Below are 21,397 nucleotides of genomic sequence, written 5' to 3'. Positions count from 1 at the left end.
GAATACTCGAATGTCGATCACTACGGGACGGTTGGGCATCGAGCACCAGACCGTCTTCGGGCTGCCGCCGGTGGAGTTCGTGCATCTTGCCGCGGATCTCGGTTGCAGATACATAGCCGCCGTGCTTTCCGGCAACCCGATCAACCCACATGGCTATGCGCCGTTCTCGCTGCGCGACGACGCCGCGCTGCGGCAGCGGACGATCGCGGCGATGCGCGAACGCGAGGTGTCGATCTCCCTTGCCGAAGGGTTCGTCGTCCGTCCCGGGAGCGACATGCGCGGCTACGCCGCGGACCTGGACGTGATGGCCGAACTCGGCGTCGCAATGGTCAACACCGTCACCATGGACCCGGACCTCGACCGCAGCCACGACGAGTTCGGGACGCTCGCCGAGATGGCCAGCGAACGCGGGATGCAGACGACGGTCGAGTTCGCGCCCTCGTTGACCATCAAGGATCTTGACTCCGCGCTGGCGGCGGTCCGTCACGTCGCGTGCCCGGACTTCCGGCTACTCATCGACACCATGCACCTGGCGCGGTCCGGGCACACCCCGGCAGACCTGGCCGCGGTCGATCCCGCCCTGCTTGCCTACGCGCAGCTCAGCGACAACACGCTCCAGCAGCGCGGCATGGTTTACCGCGAGGACTCGATCAACAGGATGGTGCCAGGCGAGGGTGAGCTCCCCCTACGGGACATCCTCGCCGTACTCCCCCCGGACATCGTGATCGGGCTCGAAGTTCCGATGCTTTCCGCGGCCCAGGCAGGCGAGCCGACCGAAGAACGTGCCCGCCGCTGCGTGCAGGCAGCACGCGACCTCCTGACCGCTGAGGCCGCCGGGGGCGCTGAGGGCGCCGGGGCGCCGCCGACCGCCCGCCCACCCACCATCGAAAGGTGACGACAGTTATGACAGACAAATACGGACCGTGGGGCATCATCGCTGGCGGGTCCGACGGAGTCGGCGCCGCGTTCGCGCACGAGATGGCAGCCCGGGGCCTGAACGTCGTCCTGGTCGCCCGGCGGGTTCCCGTCCTGGAGGCGTTCGCCGAGGAAATACGGGCCCGGCACGGCGTCGAGGTCCGCACGGTCGCGCTGGACCTCAGGGTGCCAGGCGCCGTCGCATCGCTCGCGGACGCGACCTCCGACCTCGAAATCGGACTGTTCGTCTACAACGCCGGCGGCGACGACACCAGCACCCTCTTCCTTGACAAGGACCTCGACACCCATCTGAAGTTGATCCACCGCAACTGCGACAGCGTCCTCGAAGCCGCCTACCGCTTCGGTGGCCCGATGGTTGCCCGGCGGCGCGGTGGCCTGGTTCTGGTGACCTCCGGCGCGGCCTGGGCCGGTGGCGCGACGCTCGCCACCTACGGTGCCACCAAGGCCTTCGATCTCCTCCTCGCCGAGGCGCTCTGGGCCGAATGGCACACCAGCGGCGTCGACGTCCTCGCTCTCGTGCTCGGCAGGACCGACACCCCGTCCATGCGCCGCGTGTTCGACGCGAAAGGTGAGCCCTACGGCGACGCCGCGGACCCGGCCGACGTCGCGAAGCAGGCACTCGACCACCTCGCAGACGGGCCCACCTGGATCTTCGGCAGCCCGAACCCCACCGGCGGCTCACCGTTCGGCGCGACGAGCCGCCGCGACGCCGTCCTCGCGATGAGCCGCGGGGCAGGCTCGGGCAGCGCCGGCCCGGAGGGCTCGTCCGCGCCCTGACCCTGACCGGCTTCGGCTGACCCGGCACGCCCAGAGGCTCCGGCCGACGCCCCTGAGCGCGCCGCTCGCGAGCGAGTCGCGGGAGGATCTGCCGTATGACATCAGACAGGCAGCTTTTTCTGGATGTCGCGGCCTCGGCCGCCGTGCTGCTGCGTGATCCGGCGGTCGCCGCGTCGTGGGAGACCGACAGCGCGTTGGCCGAACTCCGCGTCGGTGGGCTGGCCGCGCACCTGGCCTGGCAGATCACCGTCGTTCCGCGGCTGCTCGCCGAGCCGCCACCGGACGAGCGGCCCGTGACGCTGTTCGACCACTACACCACCCAGGCGGTCTGGATCGGCGCGCCCCTGGACGACGACCTCAACGTGCTCATCCGCCGCGCCAGCGGGGAGATGGCCGTGGCCGGTCCGGGCGCGCTGGCGGCCCAGGCCGCCGCCGCCATCGGTGAGCTGCGCGACCTGCTGCCGGCCGAGCCGGCCGGGCGGCTCGTGAGCCTGGCGTCGATGGTGCTGTCCCTCGACGACTTCCTGGCCACCCGCATCCTGGAGATCGCCGTGCACTCGGACGACCTGGCGGTGAGTGTGGGTGTGCCGACACCGGAGCTGCCGACGCGGGCCACCGACGCGGTGCTCGCCCTGCTGACGCGTCTCGCGGTGCACCGGCACGGGCCCACGGCCGTCCTGCGCGCGTTCAGCCGGGCCGAGCGCGCCCCCGCCACGATCACGGCGATCTGAGGCGGGACCGGTGGCCCGAGCGAATATCGTCATGCGCCATGCGGAACTCGTTCTGTTCGTCCTGCGGCACGAGGTATCAGCCCGACGCGGCGTGGCCGCGGGTGTGCGCCGGCTGCGGCGAGACGACGTGGCTCAATCCGCTTCCGGTGGCGGTGGCGTTCCCGCGGTGGACCTGTCCGTGGTCGGTCTTCTGTTCGGGATCCGTCATCTGGCGATGACCGGCCCCGGAGACAGGGCCGCTCATCGCGGGGCCGGCTGTCGCGGCAGGCGGTTGACCGCGGCGATGACGGCGTTGACCGAGGCGGTCAGTACGGAGGTGTCCTGGCCGGCGCCCCAGCTGTCCGTTCCGTTCCGGCTGACCTGGATGTAGGCCGTCGCGAGGCTGGTCCCGCCACGCTCCATGGCGTGTTCACTGTAAGAGACGATCTCCGCCTCGACACCGACCCCGGCGAGCAGGGCTGTCAGTGCCGCGAGTGGACCGTTTCCGGTCGCCCTGGCACTCGTCTTCGTCCCGGAGACCGACAGCTCGGCCACGAACTCGTGCCCGCCCGCAGCCGTCTCGGCGGTCCGCCAGGTGTGCAGCACGACCGGCCCGTCGTGCACGGGAGCCAGGTAGCGGGCCTGGAACATCTCCCACAGCTCCTTGGGCGCGAGCTCCCGGCCGTCGCGGTCGGCGGTCCGCTGTGCGGCCCGGGCGAAGTCGACCTGCAGACTCCTGGGGAGTTTCAGGCCCTGGTGCAGGTTCAGCAGGTGCGCGATGCCGCCTTTGCCGGACTGGCTGTTCACCCGGATCAGTGCCTCGTAGGTGCGCCCGACGTCCGCCGGGTCGATCGGCAGGTACGGCACGGCCCACGGAGTCAGGCCCACCGGCACTGAGAGCTCGGCGGCGCGGGCCGCGTGGTGCGCGAGGCCCTTGCTGATCGCGTCCTGGTGGGTTCCGGAGAAGGCCGTGTACGCCAGCTCGCCGCCGTAGGGGTGCCGGGGATGAACCGGCATCCGGTTGCAGTGCTCGACCGTGTCCCGGATGACGTCGATGTCCGAGAAGTCGATCATCGGGTTGACGCCCTGGGAGTAGAGGTTGAGGGCGAGGGTGACCAGGTCGACGTTGCCGGTGCGCTCACCGTTGCCGAACAGGCAGCCCTCGACCCGCTGCGCGCCGGCGAGCAGCGCCAGCTCCGCGCACGCGACCCCGGTGCCGCGGTCGTTGTGCGGGTGGACGGAGAGGATCACCGAGTCCCGCCGGTCCAGGTTGCGGTGCATGTACTCGATCTGGTCGGCGTAGATGTTCGGTGTGGAGATCTCGACCGTCGCCGGCAGATTGTGGATGACCGGCCGTTGCGGACAGGCGTCCCACAGCTCGGTGAAGGTGTTGCAGATCTCCAGCGCGAAGTCGGGTTCGGTCGCGTTGAAGACCTCGGGGGAGAACTGGAAGCGGACGTCCGGGCAGTGCGGTGCCTCGGCGAGCCGGGCCATGTGCCCGGCGGCGTCACGGGCCAGCGCCAGCAGGTCCGCGCGGTCGCGGCCGAGGACGACCTGCCGCCAGACCGGGGCCGTCGCGACGTAGAGGTGGACCACGACCCGTGGCATCCCGCCGGTGCTCGGTATCCCGGCGATCGACTCGAAGGTCCGTTCGATGAGGTCGCGCCGTGCCGGCGTGAACACCACCACGGTGACGTCCGGTGGGACGGCGTCGTCCTCGACCAGGTGCCGGACGAAATCGAAGTCGGTCTGGCTGGCCGAGGGGTAACCGATCTCGATCTCCTTGAAGCCCATGGCGACGAAGAGGTCGAACATGGTTCGCTTGCGTGGCGTGTCCATGGGCTCGCGCAGGGCCTGGTTGCCGTCCCGCAGGTCCACCGGAACCCATAGCGGCGCGGTGTCGACGCGGCGCGTCGGCCAGCTCCGGGCGGGCGGGTCGATGCCGGGCAGGTTCACCCGCTCGTGGACGGGCTCGTACCGCTGGTGGGGCATGGAACTGGGGCGCTGCGGATTCCAGGCGGGCGCGTGGGCCGGCCTGGTGCCCCGGGGTCGGATCAGCGTGGGAAAACTGCCCGCGGTGGCGGGGGAGGCGGGGCCTGCCCCGGCGGGGGCCGACGAGGTGTCGGCGGGCGCCGCCGCGGCAGGCAGCCCGGAGGAATGAACGGACATGGGAGCGGTCGGCCTTTCCGGCTCGGTCGTACCTGGTCGACCGGCGGCACGACGCTCCACCGCGGCGGGGTGCCGGTCGTGTCAGGCCCCGCCGCGGCGGAGAAGAAGCAGCCACACGCCCAGCGTCACGGGCGTACCATACTCCAGATCTCAGCTTCTCCGACAACTTGTGGGGTCCGATGGCACTCGGCGCACTGCATCCGACGTCTCTGGTCGACCAGGCGACCCAGCGTCTGCGGGAGCAGATCACCGGCGGCGAGTGGCCGGTCGGCACTCGTCTGCCCGGGGAGACGTCGCTCGCTGCGGCGCTCGGAGTGGGGCGATCCACTGTGCGGGAGGCGTTGCGCGCGCTTGCCGGGGCGGGGCTGGTGCAGTCCAGGCAGGGCTCCGGCGTGTTCGTCATCGCCCTGGAATCGGCGCAGGACTGGCGGGAGGTGTTGCGCCGAGCCGCGGTCGTGGACGTCTACGAGGTGCGGATGCTGATGGAGGTGCAGGCGGTACGCCTCGCCGCGCAGCGCCGCACCGACGTGGAGATGAGTGCTTTGCGGGCAGCCCTCGACCGGCGGCGGGAGGCGGCGGCCGGTGGCGACGACGAGGCCTTTGTAGACGCCGACATCCGCTTGCACGCCGCCGTGGTCGCGGCCGCGCGCAACCCCGTGCTCGACGGGCTGTTCACCGAGTTTCTTCCCACTCTGCGCCGAGGGCTCATCGAGCTGGTCGAGCTTCTGGACCTTCGCGCCGCCGAGGTCAACCACGGCGACGCCGCGCACGCCGCCCTCGTCGAGGCCGTGGCTGCCGGCGACGGCGAGCGCGCCAGCGAGATCCTGCGAGCCGAGCTGGACCAGACGCTGGCCCTGCTCCGAGCGCCGACAACCTAAGCGGGCAGCCGTGGTGATCGCCTGACACTTCGTGCGGTAGCCGCTGGCAGGTGAGCGTGAGCACCCGAGCGGCGTGCCGGGCCGGATCCCGGGCCGGCGCTGCCGGTTCGACGATCCGGGCTGTGGCGGAAATTGCACCGTTGGTCGCTCCCGCGGTGGACCTGTCCGTGGTCGGCCTTCTTCTCGGCATCCGCCGTCCGGCGCTCGGCGGAGCGAGCACCCGGCAGATGCGGCCGGCGTGGAAGCTGCTCGTCTTCGCTGGTTTCGCCACGTTGGCGCTGAACGTCGCCGCACCTCTCATCGAGCGGAACTACGGCAGGGCGGCCTTCGACGCTGTTGGTCCGCTGCTCCTGATCGGCTGGGCCGAGGTGAGGCCAAATCTGCTCCAGGCGATGAAGGCCATCGAGACCAAGACGGCCCAACCCACGTCCGTTGATGGCCTGCCCGCAACGGGCAGGGTATCCGTGCAGTCGGAAGCTCCCACTGGACCAGTGCTGCCCCACGCAAGGCAGCCACAGTTCGACGTAGACCCCGTTCGGCACATTCGGGCAGCCGAACTCGATGCTGTGTCGTCATCAGTATCGACGATGAATGGGGTCATCTCTGAGCTGGAACGAGGAACGCTGGAGGATCCGTCCTCGACAGGCGGGGCCGGAGAAGAGGAGGTGGGCCGGTGCTGGGTTGATAGGAAAGCACGTGAGCAAGATCTTCCCCACCGGGCTCGCGCCGAGGATGTGCTGCACTGGCAGCATTACCGGCGTCCGATCTCGGTGGACACCTTGCCGACAACACCGGATCGGTCACCGTCGTAAGCGGTGAACACGCAGAGGGACCCGCCCAGGATCCCGGGCGGTAACTCTTGATTTTCATGGCCGGTCAGGCGCTGCGGCGATCGAGCAGCACCGGACGACACCGCCGCGGATCATGGGAAGCCTGAGAGCGCCGCGACGAGGCCATAAGAAGCTGGTCGGACGGCTCATGGAGAAGGCGGGCCGGCTGAAAGCTCGACAACTGGCTGTTTCCCACCGCGCCTGAGGTAACGAGCCAGCCGCTCCCGCTCTTGCCCGTGGAAGCGACAGCCCGTCCGGTCCGGTTGACAACCGAACCGGAGAACTGGCCCGTGGGCTCAGCGCAGCCAGCGGCGGTGGCGCTGGCGGGCGACCCGCGGCCAGCGCTCGGTGAAGGTGTCCCGGGTCAGGTGGGCCTGTTCCCGCTCACCGGCGAGGAGGAGGCCGTAGGTGAACGAGGATTCGCCGGCCTGGTTGGCGGCGATCGCGAACTCGCGCAGGACGCCTTGGGCGATCACACAGTCCTGGTGCTCACCGAGGCTGTTCTGGATCTTCTTGGCACGCCGGGCGTGTTGCCTGGCGTGCTTCCCGTAGATCGGCGTGGCGGTCTCGGCCGCGTAGCGTAGTTGTTTCGCGGCCTTCCGTGCGGCGTGCAGGGCGGCGTCCTGACCGGCGCCTGCGGGGGTGTGCAGGGCTCGGTCGACCCGGCGGCGCAGCTTGCGGTCGGCTTTGCGGATCGGCGCGCGCAGGGCCCGTGCGGCCGGGTGGTGAGCACGCGGGGAATACGGCGGCTTCGCGACGAAGGCGATCAGATCGTCGAGGAAGGTCAGGTACTGGGCGTCGCGCATCCAGGTCAGGGCCTTTTCCCGGCCGTGCAGGTGCTGCGAGCGCAGGTGGCCCTGTACCCGGGCGGCGACGGGGCCCAGCAGGTCAGGATCTTCGAGTGCGTCGATCGCGGCGGTGAACCGTTCGAGCTGAACCTCGCCGTCGCGGGCGGGGTTGAGTAGGAGGTTCAGCTCTCGCAGCCGCTCCTGCAGCGCGCGGGTGGGGGTCGGGTCGAACAGCCCCTGGTAGGTGCGCAGGACGCTGCGAAGCCGACGGGCGGCGACCCGCAGATCGTGTACGGACTCGGGGTCGCCGAGGCGCACGCGGGCGTCGGCGGCCAGCAGGGCTCGGGTGTGGGTCGCCAGATAGCCGCGGACGGTCTCGCCCGCGGTCGCCTCGGCCTTGGCTCCGGTGGGCGGTCTGCGGAGCTCGGGGAGTTCCGGCCGGCTCACCTGGGATCCGAGTGCGCGGGCGAGCTTGGAGGGCCCGGCGGCCGGCCGTGCCCCGGCATCGCGCAGGACCACGCCGGTCGCCGGAAGGACACGGGGGTCGTCGCTGAGGGCCTCGACCTCGATCTCGCGCCAGTGGGACACCGTCGTCGATGTGCCGAGTGTCTGGGCGTGGACCTCGTCGTCGGCGAGTTCCGCCAGGTCCTGTCCGTCGGGGGCGCGCAGCGCGGTGGCGCGGCGGATGGTCTGTACCCGTGCGACGGGGGCCAGCGGCCGGCCCCGGGTGGTGGCGGCGACGATGTCGGCGAACTCGCCCGGGACAGTGCCCTCGCTGGAGGGATCCCGTTCGACCACGTCCAGGGGACGGCGGATCTCGTCCCGGGCGGCACCGGAAAGCGGCAGCTTGAGATGCCATCCCGCGTCCTGGCCGCCCTGCCTGCGGCGCAGCGTGATGCGGTGGCGAGCCAGTCGGAGATCGTCGGTGTCGTAGTAGACGGCGTCGAGACGCGCCTCGGTCACCGGGCCGACCGAGGCGATCCCGGCGTGACCGGTCAGCGGCGGGACGACGAAGGTCAGGTCGACGTCGAACTTGGCCTCTACCTCCCGGTGCGCAGATGTCGGTGCACCCATAACGCCCTCCGTATCTACCTTCACTGTCCTTTTCGGGCGTACCCGCTCCGATCGCAGTAACCCGCGAGCGCCTCACACGCCTGCGCTTACGCCTGGGCAGGTCTTGTCACGTGGAGCAGCCGTCCCGACACGCAGATTCGCCACGTCACCTGGCCGCTGATGACGGTTCCGGCGGAATCATCGCCGGCCGGCGAGGACGCGGTCGGGTGCCGGGCCGGCGGGGTTGGCGCGCAGCGCCCGGATTTCGCAGCGGCGGATCTCGACCCGTCCGGCGGTCTCGCGGACCTCGTACACGGGCTGCGGGCGGGTCGCCGGGCCCTGACGGACGTCACCCGTGGCGAGGTCGAAGCGGCTCGCGTGCCAGGGGCAGACGACGCAGTCGCCGTCGCGCTCGCCGTCGGCCAGGGGACCGCCGCGGTGGGTGCACCGGTTGTCGATCGCGACGATCCGGCCCTCGACCCTGGTCAGCAGCACTGACACCTCGCCGATGTCGACCTGCCGCAACGCCGTGGTGACCTCGTCGGCGGCGAGCACGTCCGTCCAGTCGGCCGGGCCGTGGTGGAACGCGGTGGTGTCGACGCCGACCCCGAGCGCGTAGGCGAGGTGGCCGCCGAGCCAGCCGCCGAGGCCGAGCGCGGCCGCGCCGACGAGGCCGGCGGCCAGGCCGCTGCCGCCGCGGTGGCGTTGCCACCAGGACGCCCCGTAGCTCACGAGGCCGGCGGCGTTCGACGCCGCGTGCACGATCCCCACCCGGCGCTCGGCGCCCTCGGTGTCCAGCCAGTCCGACCACCCGGCGAGGGCGGTGGGTCCGGCGGAGAGCAGGCCGAGCCCGATGAGCCGGCGCGCGGCCGGACGTAGGCCCGGATCGCCGGTGAGGTCGAGCGCGGTCGCGCTGAGCAGCGTCCCCGCAGGCACGAGGACGGCGGCGGGGTGCAGCGGATGCCCGAGCTGCCGGCCGCTGAGAAGATCACGTAGCCGCTGCGATCGGAGAGCCGTCGACCAGAACGCGTTCACACGCCCGGCGACCGGGTCCAGGGCCTGCGCCCGCTCCAGTCTGTCGACGACCTGTTCAGACGCGCGCATGTCGCCCCCTTCGTGAGGTGTCGGCCGTCGTCGGGATCAGCCGCCGCGGTGGGGCAGGAGTTCCTGCACCTTGGTGCGCAGGCCGGCGGAGAGGACGCCCCAGCGGTTCTCGTCGCCCTTGAGCAACGCTTCGGCCGCGTCCTTGGCCTGCTCGAACGTCGCGTGGGGCGGGATGGGCGGGAAGTCGGGGTCGGTGCGGACGTCCAGCACGACGGGCCGGTCGGCGCCGAGCGCGGCGTCCCAGGCCGGCCCGACCTGCCCAGGCTCGTCGACGGTGATGGCCAGCAGACCGATCGAGTCGGCGAAGGCCGCGTAGTCCACCTCGGGCAGGCTCTGCGACGGGACGAACTTGGGCGCGCCCTGCATCGCCCGCATCTCCCAGGTGACCTGGTTGAGGTCGTTGTTGTGCAGCACCGCGACGACCAGGCGGGGGTCGGCCCATTCCCGCCAGTACCGGGCGATGGTGATGAGCTCGGTGAGCCCGTTCATCTGCATGGCACCGTCGCCCTCGAACACCACCACGGGCCGGTCCGGGTGGGCGAACTTCGCGCCGATGCCGTAGGGCACGGCCGGTCCCATGGTGGCCAGCGTGCCGGACAGGGAGCCGCGCATGTCGCTGTGGAAGCGCAGGTCGCGGGCATACCAGTTGGCGGCCGAGCCGGAGTCGGCGGCGACGATGGCGTTCGCGGGCAGTCGGGCGGACGCCTCCCAGAACAACGACATCGGGTTGATCGGCTTCCCGCCGACGCCGGCCTCACGTTCGACCGTCTCCCACCAGCGGGCGACCTCGCGCTCGAGGGTCTCCCGCCAGGAGCGGTCCTCCTTGCGACGCAGAAGTGGGATCAGCGCGCGCAGGGTCGCGGCCGCGTCCCCCACCAGGTTGATCTCGTACGGGTAGCGCATGCCGATGTAGCGGGCGTCGACGTCGATCTGCACGGCGCGCGCCTGGCCCAGATCGGGCAGGAACTGCGTGTAGGGGAAGTTCGAGCCGACGGTCAGCAACGTGTCGCAGCCGCGCATCAGCTCGTAGCTGGGTCGGGTGCCGAGCAGCCCGATCGCGCCGGTGACGAACGGAAGGTCGTCGGGCAGCACGTCCTTGCCGAGCAGTGCCTTCGCGACGCCGGCCCCGAGCAGGTCCGCCACCTCGACGAGCTCGCCGCGGGCGCCGCGGGCGCCCTGGCCGGCGAGGATCGCGACCTTCTTCCCTTCGTTGAGCAGGTCGGCCGCCGCCCGCACGCCGGCGTCGTCCGGCGAGACGGCCGGCCAGTGGGTACCGAGGCTGGAGGGCACCATCTTGAAGTCGTGTGTCGGGGCCGCGTAGTCCAGCTCCTGGACGTCGGCGGGAATGATCACGCAGGTGGGGGCGCGCTCGGCGAGCGCGACCCGGATCGCCCGGTCCAGCACGTTCGGCAGCTGTTCGGGGACGGTCACCATCTGGACGTACTCGCTGGCGACGTCCTTGAACAGGCTCAGCAGGTCGACCTCCTGCTGGTAGGACCCGCCCATCGCGCTACGGTTCGTCTGGCCGACGAGCGCGACGACCGGCACGTGGTCGAGCTTCGCGTCGTACAGACCGTTGAGCAGGTGGATCGCACCGGGGCCGGACGTCGCCGCGCACACGCCGACCTTCCCGGAGAACTTCGCGTAGCCGACCGCGGCGAACGCGGCCATCTCCTCGTGCCGAGCCTGGATGAACCGCGGGCTGTCGTCGGCGCGGCCCCACGCGGCCAACAGCCCGTTGATCCCGTCACCGGGATACCCGAAAACGTACTCGACGCCCCACTCGCGAAGCCGGGAAAGAATCTCGTCGCCGACCGTCCGCCTCATGGCTCTCCCCATCCTGATGAACGCGGCCCGCGTCGCACCTACCCCGCCGCGCCGCGCGAAACCGGATGGCCGCCCGTCGGCTCCGTCGCGTCGCCGCGGCTCCGGGTTTGCCGCGGCCGTGGCGGCCGCGGCCCGCGGCCGTGGACACCCCCTGTAGTTGTCCGGCGGCCTCGTGCAGGGCGCAGAACCTCGGCCGGCCGTCAGCGCGGAAATGATCCCGCCGTGGTGACCGTCGGGGGACTGGGGATGTCCGTGGGCCCCGCGCCCTGAAGCAGGCCGTCGCCCGCGGCGGCGATGATGTTCGACGGGCGCGTTTGCCCGGGAACAGCGACGGAACGAGCTAGGTGTAGGGCGGAAAGTCATCCCCGGAGTGATCGCCTGCCGGCTTCCCTGCCCCAGGGAGCCTCGAGCCGCAGGACGGACGCTCGACCCGAGGGCCGGGCGCTGGGCGGCCGGCGTACAGCGACCCCTCCGCCGAGGCGCCCGAGGCGCGTTCCGATGTCATGGAACGTGCGTGACGGCGCGTGGACCGGAGGCCGTTTCGATGAGTTTCAATCCGCTGCAGGAGAAGGGCATCGCCCTGGGCGATCAGGTGCGTAACTGGTCGGAGCTGAACGTCACGCCCTACAACCGGGTGGACGTCGATCCCTACACCCGCTGCAGGGTGATCGCGCTGAACGGGATCGAGGTGGAGAGCATCCTGTTCAGCCACCAGTTCAACCGGCACACCGACATCCCGGAGGTGAAGGAGGTCCTGGCCGAGACCCGGGCCGTCGAACAGCAGCAGCAAAAGGCCGTGAACTGGCTGATTCCCGGCGACGAGTCCACGCTGGAGGTCACTCTCGGATACGAGCAGGTGGCCGTGGACCTGACCGCCTGGCTTGCCCGCAGCGAGCCGGACCCCTACCTGAGGCAGACCTACGACTTCGGCCTGGTGGAGGACTTCGACCACCTCTACCGCTACGCCAACCTGTACGAGCTGCTGGAGGGCAGGACCGCCGAAGGGATCGTGCGGCAGCTCACCGAGGTGATGCCCGGCCGGCCCACCGCCAACGAGCATCGGCACCCGCGGGACAACATCCGCCGGCACTACGACAAGCACACGGTCGACCCGCTCAGCCGCCTGCACGCCCTCACCATCACGGCGGCGGAGCAGCAGACCATGAACTTTTACATGAACATCGGCAACAGGTACATGGAGCCGCTGGCGCGGTCGCTCTACGCCGAGATCGCGATGGTCGAGGAGGAGCACGTCACTCAGTACGAGTCCATGCTCGACCCGGCGGAGAGCTGGTTCGAACAGCTTGTACAGCACGAGTACAACGAGTGCTACATGTACTACTCCTTCGCGGCGCAGGAACCCGACCGGCGTATCCGGGACCTGTGGGAGCTGCATCTGGCGATGGAGATCGGGCATCTGCACGCGGCGGCCGAGCTGCTGCAGCGGTTCGACGGCCGGGATCCCGAGGAGGTCCTCCCCGCGGTGCTGCCGGAGCCCGTCCGGTTCGAGCCCAACAAGGAGTACGTGCGCGACATTCTGGCCAACCAGGTAGACCTCACCAGCCTGGGTACCGGCTATGTCATGGATTCGCACCGTCGCTTCCAGGAACGCCAGGCGAAGGTCAACGCCGGGGGAGTGCCGAGCGAGCAGGTCATCGACGCCCACCGGCAGCGGTTCGGGACGGACTACCGGCTGGAGACCGAGGGGCCGCATCCGGTGCCGCGGCTGCGGACCGACTCCTACGCTCGTTCGAAGTGACCACACCGGGAGGGAACATCATGGCCGTCACCGCGGTACGCCCCGAGACCGGAGCCGTTATCCGGCCCGGTCCGATGATCACGGTCGCGCCCTCGCGTGAGGTCGCCGAGGACGATTACGGCGACCTGGCCCGGGACACGGGCCTGAACGGCCCGTTCCTGGCCGATCAGCTCTCCGCCTTCGTCGCGCAGGAGCGAATTGGGATCAACCTGCTGCGCACACTGCGGGCCCGCACCGACGACCCGGCCCTGCGTTCCCGCTACGGCGAGCTGGAGGGCGAGACTCGCCGAGCGGTGGAGGCCTGGGAACGGCTGATCGAGAACCTCGGCGGGAATCCGCAGTACGTCAGCCCCGCCGGTCGGGCCGTCGAGGCCTTGGGTGACAGGACCGCGCAGGCGCTGATGCTGTCCGGATCCGTGGATCCGGAGACCTTCGACCAGGCGGGGCTGCGCGCCTTCGCCTCGACGGTCACCCAGAGAGGACTGAACGTGCGGCTGCTCGCCGCCCTCGCCCGGGAAGCCGAGGGGGGAGCCTCGCGGGACCTGCTCTCCGCGGCGATGGGGGATCTGGAGCCAGCGACGCGCGATCACGCCGACTGGGTGGCCAAGCAGCTGGAGCAGGTCACCGTCTCCCGTGCCAAGCATCCGTTCGTCCGGAAAGTCGCGCAGGCCACCCAGCATGCGGCGGCCAAGGCACGATCAGTTCTGGGCGGATGAGCCCGGTGGCGCCAGCGCCGCCAAGGAAGGCGCTGACGTCGCCATCTCGTATCTGTCCGAGCAGGCAGATGCTTGAGCACACCGCGAGGCTGATCGCGCGGGCCGGTCGGCGCGTGCCGCTGCTGCCGGGGGATGTCGGCTCGGAGGCCTGGTGCGTCGAGCTGGTCCGCCCGGCGCCCACGACGTGCCCGGCGCCCACGACGTGTGGGTGCCAGGCGGCACCCCGGTCCTTTCCGGCCAGCGTCTTCGGCGGTTGCTGGACTTTCAGCGGTTGCTGGGCATCGCGCTGACCTGGCCGAGCACGGATTCCTCGTCCCGTGTGATCGCGAGGTCGCCGAGGCTGATGATGCCGACGGGCTCCGAGCCCTCCACCACGGGCAGGCGCCGGACCGCGCGCAGTCGCATCAGTTCGGCGGCGTCGTCGATCAGGGTGTCCGGGGTGACAGTCTCCAGTTCCGCGCTGAAGGCCTCGCGAACCTTCGCGGCGGATGTGTCCCTGTTCTCGGCGACGATTCTGATCACGATGTCGCGGTCGGTCAGGATACCGACGAGCTTACCGTCGTCGACGACGAGAACATCGCCGGCGTCGGTCTCGCGCATCGTCCGCGCGGCCTCGGCGAGGGACTGGTCCGGCTGGACGATGGCTGGTTCTCGGGTCATCACCTCAGCCACGGTGGTAGCCATTCTGATCCCCTTTCCATCTCCCACGATTTATCCGGCCTTCCCGGCTTTACTTTCAAGGGTCTGCCCGGCCGGCCGGGCAGACGAACCGCGTTCCTCGGCTGCCGGCGGCCGCGTTTTGGTACCCGCGGTCCGGGGACGGCCCACGGAGGCGGGCAGGACCCATCCGGGCGCACGCGTGCTTGCACGCGTCCCGCCCGCCGACGGAAGCCGACGGAATCGGAGAGGGGATGATCGATCATGAAGGCGGTTGTGTGGCATGGCCGGCGGGACGTGCGGGTGGACGAGGTGCCCGACCCGCGGATCGAGCACCCGGGTGACGCGGTCATTCGAGTGACCAGCACGAATATCTGCGGATCAGATCTGCATCTCTACGAGTCGTTGGCCGCCTTCATGACCGAGGGGGACATTCTCGGCCACGAGGCGATGGGCGTCGTGGAGGCGGTCGGGAGTGAGGCCGGTGATCTTCGGGTGGGTGATCGGGTCGTCGTGCCGTTCCAGATCTCCTGCGGCTCCTGCTTCATGTGTGACGAGCAGCTGTACTCGCAGTGTGAGACGACCCAGGTCCGTGAGCAGGGGATGGGCGCGGCCCTGTTCGGTTACTCGAAGCTGTATGGGCAGGTGCCCGGCGGTCAGGCCCAGTATCTGCGGGTTCCGCATGCGAGCTCGACCCATATCAAGGTGCCGGCGGGTCTGCCCGACGAGCGGTTCGTCTATCTGTCGGATGTGCTGCCGACCGCGTGGCAGGCGGTGCGGTACGCGGCCGTGCCCAAGGGCGGGACGGTCGCGATCCTCGGTCTGGGCCCGATCGGGGACATGGCCGCGCGGGTGGCGGCGCACGAGGGGAGCAGGGTGATCGCCGTCGACCTCGTCCCCGAGCGGCTCGCGCGGGCCAGGGACCGCGGCGTCGAGGTGCTTGATCTGCGTGAGCACGGCCGTGGCCTCGGCGATGTCATCCGGGACCTGACCGCTGGCCGGGGGCCGGACTCCGTCATCGACGCGGTCGGGATGGAGGCTCACGGCTCGCCGGTGGCACGGTCGATTGTCCAGCTGGCCGCTCGCCTGCCGGCGGCGGTCGCGGCGCCGCTGGCCCGGAGCGTGGGCATCGATCAGCTTGGCGCCCTTCGGTCGGCGATCGACATCGTCCGCCGCGGCGGCACCCTCTCGCTGAGCGGTGTCTACGGCGGGATGGCTGACCCGCTGCCCATGATGACCTTGTTCGACAAGCAGGTCCAGCTGCGGATGGGGCAGGCCAACGTCCGCCGGTGGGCGCCGGAGATCCTGCCGTTGCTGACCGACGACGACCCGCTCGGAGTGGACGGGTTCGCCACGCACACCCTGCCGTTGGACCAGGCGCCGCGGGCCTACGAGATGTTCCAGCGCAAGCAGGACGGCGCGGTGAAGGTCATCCTGCGTCCGTGACCGACGGCGCGGCCCAGCGACAGTGTCAGCCAGCCGTGTCGGCCAGGCTCATGAGCGCTGCCCGACGCCGGTGAGGACCTCGCGCACCCGGCCGGCGGGCGTGGTCGGCGCCAGGGCGGCAGTGTCCCCGCCGACGCCCGTACGCAGGCCCCGCAGGAGGCTGCCCAGCGCGGCGCGCGAGTCGTGCCTGGGGGTCCAGCCGAGCTCCTCGCGGGCGCGGGTGGTGTCCATGAGGGGCAGGTGCAGTACCGCGTCGAGGAGCCCGGGGGCGGTGGGCACCAGGTGCAGGTGCCAGGCCGCGGCGAGGGCGGCCCGTGCCGCCCGTGCCGGTACCCGCACGGTCCGGGCGTTCAGGGCCTCGGCGAGCAGCTGGCTGTCGACCACGGGCTCGGCCGCGATGTTGAAGGCGCCGCGCACGGCCCGTTCGGCGGCGAGCCGGTAGGCCTCGCCCACGTCCTCGGAGTGGACGACCTGGAATCTCAGCCCGGGAAGGTCGGGAACCACGGGCACCATGCCCGGCCGGACCAGGGAGCCGGGTAGGAGCGGCCCGGCGAACAGACGGCGCTGCTGGCTGGCTGCCATCCGCTGGAAGATGAACCCCGGCCGCAGCCGGACCACCCGCATGTCCGGGTGGTCGCGTTCGAAGGTGTCGAGAAGGCGTTCGAGGTAGGCCTTCTCCCGGGTGTAGGCCGCGCCCGGCCAGCCGTGGGTCGGCCAGCTCTCGTCCACGGTGTGGTCCTTCGGGCCGGGGGAGTAGGCACCGACCGACGAGGCGCAGACGAGAGCCGGCACACCCGCTCGGGCGGCGGCGTCGAAGACGCGGATGCCGCCGAGGACGTTGGTCCGCCAGGTGGTCCTCGGGTCGTGCGTGGGCTGGAACAGCCACGCGAGGTGGATGACCACGTCCGCGCCGTCGAACACCCGGACCAGATCCTCCCGGGCCACATCGGCTGACACCCAGCTGGTCTTCTCCGCCGCGGCGGCCGGTGGCCGGCGGGCCACGCACGTGACCTGGGAGATTCCAGCCGAGCGGGTCAGGGCGGCCACGACACTCGTGCCGACGTTGCCGGAAGCGCCCACCACGACGACCCGTCGCGCGGCCGGGACGGCTGCGTCGTCGGATGTGGAGGTGAATGTGGATGAGCTCATGAGTGGCCTCCCGTCGGCTCGGCGCGTGCTTCGAATCGCTCTGGCGCTTCTCGCTCAGCTGGTCACGATGTCGCTCAACAGCTCGTCCCAGTCCCCTAGGAAGCGCTCCAGCCCATAGCGCGCGAGCGCGACCTCACGCGCGCGGCGGCCGTGGTCGGCAGCGAGCGTCGGGTCCTCGACGTACGCGTGCACGGCGTCGACGAGTACCGCCGGGTCAGTGGAGAGCACCCCGGCACCGGGCGGGACCGCCGCCATGGCCTCGGTGGTGGCCAGCGCGACCACCGGCATCGCCAGGTGCATCGCCTCCAGCAGGGACAGGCCCAGTGACGTCCAGCGGGGCAGGTGCGCGTACACCCGTCGGCGGGCCATCCGGGCATGCAGCTCGGCCTGCGGGGGGTCGTCGAGCACCGTGAGCCGATCGGGCGGCAGGCCGGTGGCCTCCGGCAGCCCGCGCACGCCCAGGCCGTACACGTCGACGGGCGCGGCGGCGGCGAAAGCTGGGAGCAGGTCGGTGCCGGTGATCCGCCCGCGCCGGACCGGCTCGTTGACGGCCACGGCGATCCGGGGCAGCTCGCCGGTGTAGCGGGGCCCGGGATCGACGATCCCATGTTCGATGACGCGGGTCCGGGCGGTTCCGTTGTCCCAGAACAGGCGGTTGAAGTGGGTCACGTGCACCAGAACGACGTCTTCGTGGTCGGCGACCGGGTGTCGGGACAGCGGAACGTCGCCGCGAGGGGTGTTGTGTTCGACGTACATGGCGGGCACGTCCCGCCCGACTCGTCGGCGCAGCCAGCGGGAGGCGAGTTCGATCTCGTGCGGGCGTTGCAGGAGCACGGCGTCGACCGGCCTGTCGGCGAGCTCGGCGGGCGGCACCTCCTCGACCGAGGGCGGCCACGGGTATGTCCGGGCCCTGCCCAGGCCGTCCGGGCCGCGTTCCGGTGTCACCGGCACCAGGTAGTGGTGGCCGCCCTGGACGAAGGAGGTCGTCCAGGAGCCGTGCACGTGCCAGAGCAGGATGTTCATGGCCGCCTCCGCACGAGGGCGGGGGTCTGACCGCCGCGGATCCGGTCGAGAAGCCCACTGGTGGAGTGGTCGGGTACGTAGTCGACGAAACGCACCTGCCCGCCCTGGGCGCGGACGAGCGCTGCCTCCGGCAGCATCGACTCCGTGTAGTCGCCGCCTTTGACGTACACGTCCGGCCGCAGCGCGGTGATCAGATCGGTCGCGGTGTCCTCGTCGAAGACGACGAGATGGTCGATGTCGGTGAGGGCGGTGAGTACCGCCAGCCGGTCCTCCAAGGTGTTCACCGGACGCTCGGGGCCCTTGAGTCGCCGCACGCCGGCGTCGCTGTTGACTCCCACGATCAGGACGTCCCCGAGCGCCCGGGCGGCGGCGAGGTAGGCGATGTGGCCGCGGTGCAGGACGTCGAAGCACCCGTTGGTGAGGACGATCCGGCTGCCGCGGCGGTGTTCGGCGTGTACCTGCTCGGCGAGCGCGGGCAGGTCGATCGCTCCCGGGGGCTTCGGGGCCAGGCAGGCGCGGAGATCGGCGGCGGTGCACACGCTCGTACCGGGCCTGCGGACGACGACGCTCGCGGCGGCGGCGGCGAGGATGACGGCCGGCTCCAGCGCCGCCCCGCCACCCACCGCGGTCGCGAGCGTGGCGGCGAGGGTGTCGCCGGCGCCGGCGGTGTGGCCGTCCGGGGCGGGCTCGGCCGGCAGGTGCAGCGGCGGACGCTCGCCGTCGAGCACGACGAGCCCGTCGCGGTCGAGCGTGACGACGACGACACGGGCTCCGGCCGCGGCGAGGATCGCCTCCGCGTGGGCCGCCACGGTGCGCGGCCGGTCAGCCAGGAACGGACCGGCCGCATCGGGGGGCAGCAGGCTGGCCGTCTCCGCCGCGTTCGGTGTCACGATGTCCGGCCGCGCGGGGGCCCAGCGGCGGGGGTCGTGGGCGTCCACGACCAGCGGCCGACCCGCGCTCCGGGCGGCCGAGCCCAGCCGGCGCACCAGCTCCGGGGAGAACAGACCGGTGCCGTAGTCGCAGGCGAGCACGGCGGCGCAGGAGCCGACGAGGCCAAGGGCTCCCGCCGCGGCGTCGAACAGCCGGCTCCTGACCCCGGCGCCGGCCGCCGGCCCGGGCGGCGCCTCGTCACCGCTGTCTACACGGAGGTGAAGATGCTCGCCGGAGCAGATCCGCTGTTTGTGGACGGTTCGCCGGCCCTGGTCATCGAGGACCGCGGCGGTGTCCACACCGGCATCGTTCAGCAGCTCCCGCAGCCGGGCGCCGTCCTGGTCGTCGCCCACGGTGGCGACCAGTCGCACGCGGGCACCGAGCCCGGCCGCCGCGGCCGCCGCGTTGCCGGCACCGCCCGGGGCCTCGGACCTCCCGGCGACCGCGACCACCGGCACCGGGCCCTCCCGGGACAGGCCTCGAGACGGGCCCCAGACCCAGCTGTCGAGCATGACGTCACCGACAACCAGGAGGTCAAGGGCGTAGAGGGAAGCGAGCGCGTCGAGCGCGTCCCGCCTGGCGAACGGATCCCGCGTCGCGGGCAAGGCCGACACGGCGTTCATGGGCCCTCTCCTCCGGATCGGCGACCGCGCCGGGCCTTGCGGCCGGCGTCGTCGGCCTCGATGATCTCCGCGTAGGCGTCCACCCGGCGATCCGTCAGCGTGGTGGGCAGTTCCAGATGGACGGTGCCGGGAGGCAGGATGCCCACTCCGCCTGACCGTTCGAGAACGCGGAGCTGAGCCACGACGTCCTCACCACGGTGCCCCGGGGGCAGGCGCGTCCAGAAACCGAAGCCGCCGGCCTCCTGGAGCCTGACGCGGTCGTAGAGGACGCATCCGGCGATCCAGGCGACCCGGTACGCGGTCCACTCCCGCCGCCGGGCGGTAGCGCCGGCTATCTGGGCGAGATGGGTGAGATGGGTGAGGTTCGCCGCGTTGTGCAGACGCCACCGCTGCCAGGACGGCATCCCCTTGCGTACCCGTTCCGGGCCGGGTGGACCGGTGACCGGCTCGAACGCGGCCCACTCGGCGGGCCGCACGTCGTCGAGGAAGCTGAGTCCCTGCGGCGCCGCTCCCACGAAGCCGCAGCGCAGCGTGCCGAGAGCCGCCAGCATCCGGGAGAGGGCGCCGGGCTCGCACAGAATGTCGTCATCGAGGAAGAGCACCCGGGTCGCTCGCGCCCGGGACAGCAGGAAATCCCGCTGCTCGGCCATGCCACGCCACGGCCGCCCGCGGTGCAGTTCCACCTCGCTTCCGCGCAGCCGCAGGACGCGCGTTACCGCGCGGCACGCCGGGCGGTCCACGGACAGCTCGTCCGGCGCCGGGGTCTGGTCGGACACGACCACCCGGAAACCGCGCACCGTCTGTGCCGCCAGACCGCCCAGAGTGACCGCCAGGGCGTCCGGTCGGCCGCAGGTGGGCACCAGGACATCGAGATCGCGGGCGGCGTCCGCCTCCCGGGTGCTTCCGCCTTCACCCGCGGCGTTCACGTGGCGCTCCGGGCGCGCAGTGCCAGCGCCGCGTCCGCGACCCGCGCCGCTGTGATGTCGAGGCACTCGTGGTGGCCCAGCGGGCAGTCGAACGCCCGGCAGGGCGCGCAGGGGGTGGGGCGGTGCAGCACGCGGGAGCGCGTGGACCGCGGGCGGTACTCGGACTCCCGCTCCGTCCCGGCGAACAGTGCGAGCAGGGGCGCGTCGACCGCGTCGGCGAGATGCATGCCGCCGGAGTTGTTGGTCACCGCGATCTCGGCGCGGCGCAGGAGCGCGGCGAGGGTCCCCAGGTCCAGCGCCCCGGCAAGATCGACACCGGCTGGGCCGGCGCCGGCACAGACCTGTCGCACCAGGTCGCGCTCCCGGCTGGTGCCGGCGACGAGGACGCGAAGGCCGGCGGATCCGAGGCGGCCGGCCAGCTCCGCGAACCGGCGCGGCGGCCAGCGCCGAGACGCGCAGGACGCGCCGGGCAGCAGCACGGCATAGGGGCGCGGCCCGGCGATGGCCTGGGCGTCCTGCTCGGCCTGCCGGGGGATCTTCACTCGCAGTGCGCGTTCGGGCACTGGCACGCCGAGCCGGGTCAGCAGCTCCGCGGCCCGGTCGACCTGGTGCGCCTCGTCGGGAAGGTCGTCGATCCAGTGCGTGAGCAGCGCTCCACCGAACTCGCGGGACGCCCCCGCCCGGACCGGGATCTCCGCCAGCGCACAAGCGTACGCGGCCGGCCACGGTGACTGCGAGAACGAGGTGAACACCACCGCGGCCTGGTAGGACCTCGCAGTGAGCCGGGCGACGAGGCGGTGCAGGGATTCGGGCGTCGCCGAGCCCCCGGACGCGTCCTGCCACGGCACCGATTCGGCGAGGCAGGCGTCGAGCCCGTCCAGCAGCGGTGCGGCGGCCGCCCCCGAAGGGGACGCGAGCAGCTCCAGCCGCGCGCGGGGTGCCGCCGCCCTCAGCGCACGCAACGCGGGCCCCATCATCAGGACGTCGCCGAGATTGTCAGGCCGGACAAGCAAAATTCGCTCCAGCCCGGCCCACTGAATCGGCGCGCCCCGCAGGGCGGCCGGGTGGGTAGGCGGGTGAGGACGCATCGTGAGCG

Annotated in this window: 18 protein-coding genes; 8 read left to right on the top strand and 10 right to left on the bottom strand. The window is 71.5% G+C overall.

Translation table 11 applies throughout. The features are described from left to right. The first annotated feature begins 10 nt into the window (after window positions 1–10). From B056_RS0121515 to B056_RS0121505, 3 genes are all read left to right on the top strand, one after another. Window positions 11–895 (top strand): sugar phosphate isomerase/epimerase family protein, encoded by an 885-nt coding sequence (locus B056_RS0121515; protein ID WP_051105701.1) that lies wholly within the window; start codon window positions 11–13, stop codon window positions 893–895. A gap of 8 nt (window positions 896–903) precedes the next feature. Continuing rightward, a complete protein-coding gene (locus B056_RS0121510) occupies window positions 904–1,713 on the top strand; it encodes an SDR family NAD(P)-dependent oxidoreductase (protein ID WP_018503928.1) in 810 nt (269 codons plus the stop codon). A gap of 95 nt (window positions 1,714–1,808) precedes the next feature. Beyond that, complete coding sequence (locus tag B056_RS0121505) at window positions 1,809–2,444, top strand: maleylpyruvate isomerase N-terminal domain-containing protein (protein WP_026239966.1); 636 nt, start codon at window positions 1,809–1,811, stop codon at window positions 2,442–2,444. Between the two features lie 240 nt (window positions 2,445–2,684). Here the strand turns inward: B056_RS0121505 and B056_RS0121495 are convergent, their stop codons facing one another. Further along, entirely contained in the window at window positions 2,685–4,592 is a 1,908-nt protein-coding gene (locus tag B056_RS0121495) for a 2-isopropylmalate synthase (RefSeq protein WP_084647219.1), read from the bottom strand. Between the two features lie 179 nt (window positions 4,593–4,771). Between B056_RS0121495 and B056_RS0121490 the strand changes: the two genes are divergently transcribed. Both B056_RS0121490 and B056_RS40900 read left to right on the top strand, forming a co-directional pair. After that, window positions 4,772–5,470 carry a FadR/GntR family transcriptional regulator gene (locus tag B056_RS0121490; protein WP_018503923.1) on the top strand — a complete coding sequence of 233 codons (699 nt, stop codon included), beginning with the start codon at window positions 4,772–4,774 and terminating at the stop codon, window positions 5,468–5,470. Window positions 5,471–5,592: 122 nt separating this feature from the next. Further along, window positions 5,593–6,282, top strand: a complete 690-nt coding sequence (locus tag B056_RS40900; RefSeq protein WP_018503922.1) for a hypothetical protein — start codon at window positions 5,593–5,595, stop codon at window positions 6,280–6,282. A gap of 314 nt (window positions 6,283–6,596) precedes the next feature. Here B056_RS40900 and B056_RS0121480 read toward each other — a convergent pair whose 3' ends face one another. The 3 genes from B056_RS0121480 to B056_RS0121470 form a co-directional block, all read right to left on the bottom strand. After that, the gene (locus tag B056_RS0121480; RefSeq protein WP_018503921.1) at window positions 6,597–8,162 is read right to left on the bottom strand and encodes a CYTH and CHAD domain-containing protein; all 1,566 of its coding nucleotides are present in this window, start codon (window positions 8,160–8,162) and stop codon (window positions 6,597–6,599) included. A 177-nt stretch (window positions 8,163–8,339) separates the two neighbouring features. Then, the gene (locus B056_RS0121475) at window positions 8,340–9,245 is read right to left on the bottom strand and encodes a Rieske (2Fe-2S) protein (protein ID WP_018503920.1); all 906 of its coding nucleotides are present in this window, start codon (window positions 9,243–9,245) and stop codon (window positions 8,340–8,342) included. Window positions 9,246–9,281: 36 nt separating this feature from the next. Next, window positions 9,282–11,072: a thiamine pyrophosphate-requiring protein gene (locus B056_RS0121470; RefSeq protein ID WP_018503919.1), complete on the bottom strand. Its 1,791-nt coding sequence runs from the start codon at window positions 11,070–11,072 to the stop codon at window positions 9,282–9,284. A gap of 544 nt (window positions 11,073–11,616) precedes the next feature. On the opposite strand from B056_RS0121470, the gene B056_RS0121465 reads away from it, so the two are divergent. Together B056_RS0121465 and B056_RS0121460 are read left to right on the top strand one after the other, a co-directional pair. Beyond that, window positions 11,617–12,831, top strand: a complete 1,215-nt coding sequence (locus tag B056_RS0121465; protein ID WP_018503918.1) for a hypothetical protein — start codon at window positions 11,617–11,619, stop codon at window positions 12,829–12,831. Further along, window positions 12,828–13,547 carry a ferritin-like domain-containing protein gene (locus tag B056_RS0121460; protein ID WP_230203106.1) on the top strand — a complete coding sequence of 240 codons (720 nt, stop codon included), beginning with the start codon at window positions 12,828–12,830 and terminating at the stop codon, window positions 13,545–13,547. The genes B056_RS0121465 and B056_RS0121460 overlap by 4 nt, the downstream gene beginning before the upstream one ends. A 264-nt stretch (window positions 13,548–13,811) precedes the next feature. On the opposite strand, the gene B056_RS0121455 is transcribed toward B056_RS0121460, so the two are convergent. Further along, window positions 13,812–14,231 carry a CBS domain-containing protein gene (locus B056_RS0121455; RefSeq protein ID WP_026239964.1) on the bottom strand — a complete coding sequence of 140 codons (420 nt, stop codon included), beginning with the start codon at window positions 14,229–14,231 and terminating at the stop codon, window positions 13,812–13,814. Between the two features lie 237 nt (window positions 14,232–14,468). On the opposite strand from B056_RS0121455, the gene B056_RS0121450 reads away from it, so the two are divergent. Then, a complete protein-coding gene (locus B056_RS0121450; RefSeq protein ID WP_018503915.1) occupies window positions 14,469–15,650 on the top strand; it encodes a zinc-dependent alcohol dehydrogenase in 1,182 nt (393 codons plus the stop codon). 48 nt (window positions 15,651–15,698) lie between these two features. Here the strand turns inward: B056_RS0121450 and B056_RS0121445 are convergent, their stop codons facing one another. The 5 genes from B056_RS0121445 to B056_RS0121425 are packed head-to-tail and all read right to left on the bottom strand — an operon-like array spanning window position 15,699 to window position 21,314. Continuing rightward, a complete protein-coding gene (locus B056_RS0121445) occupies window positions 15,699–16,799 on the bottom strand; it encodes an NAD-dependent epimerase/dehydratase family protein (protein ID WP_018503914.1) in 1,101 nt (366 codons plus the stop codon). Window positions 16,800–16,853: 54 nt separating this feature from the next. Next, window positions 16,854–17,822 (bottom strand): glycosyltransferase, encoded by a 969-nt coding sequence (locus B056_RS0121440; RefSeq protein ID WP_018503913.1) that lies wholly within the window; start codon window positions 17,820–17,822, stop codon window positions 16,854–16,856. Beyond that, window positions 17,819–19,375 (bottom strand): D-glycero-beta-D-manno-heptose 1-phosphate adenylyltransferase, encoded by a 1,557-nt coding sequence (rfaE2, locus tag B056_RS0121435; RefSeq protein WP_018503912.1) that lies wholly within the window; start codon window positions 19,373–19,375, stop codon window positions 17,819–17,821. The genes B056_RS0121440 and rfaE2 overlap by 4 nt, the downstream gene beginning before the upstream one ends. Next, window positions 19,372–20,301: a glycosyltransferase family 2 protein gene (locus B056_RS0121430; RefSeq protein WP_018503911.1), complete on the bottom strand. Its 930-nt coding sequence runs from the start codon at window positions 20,299–20,301 to the stop codon at window positions 19,372–19,374. The genes rfaE2 and B056_RS0121430 overlap by 4 nt, the downstream gene beginning before the upstream one ends. Continuing rightward, window positions 20,298–21,314: a glycosyltransferase family 9 protein gene (locus B056_RS0121425; RefSeq protein ID WP_230203105.1), complete on the bottom strand. Its 1,017-nt coding sequence runs from the start codon at window positions 21,312–21,314 to the stop codon at window positions 20,298–20,300. Before B056_RS0121425 ends, B056_RS0121430 begins: the two co-directional genes overlap by 4 nt. Window positions 21,315–21,397: the final 83 nt, after the last annotated feature.

It is taken from the genome of Parafrankia discariae, assembly GCF_000373365.1.
Taxonomy (GTDB): Bacteria; Actinomycetota; Actinomycetes; order Frankiales; family Frankiaceae; genus Parafrankia; species Parafrankia discariae.
Note: the sequence above shows the minus strand (reverse complement) of the source record. Positions and strands in the feature narration are given on the sequence as shown.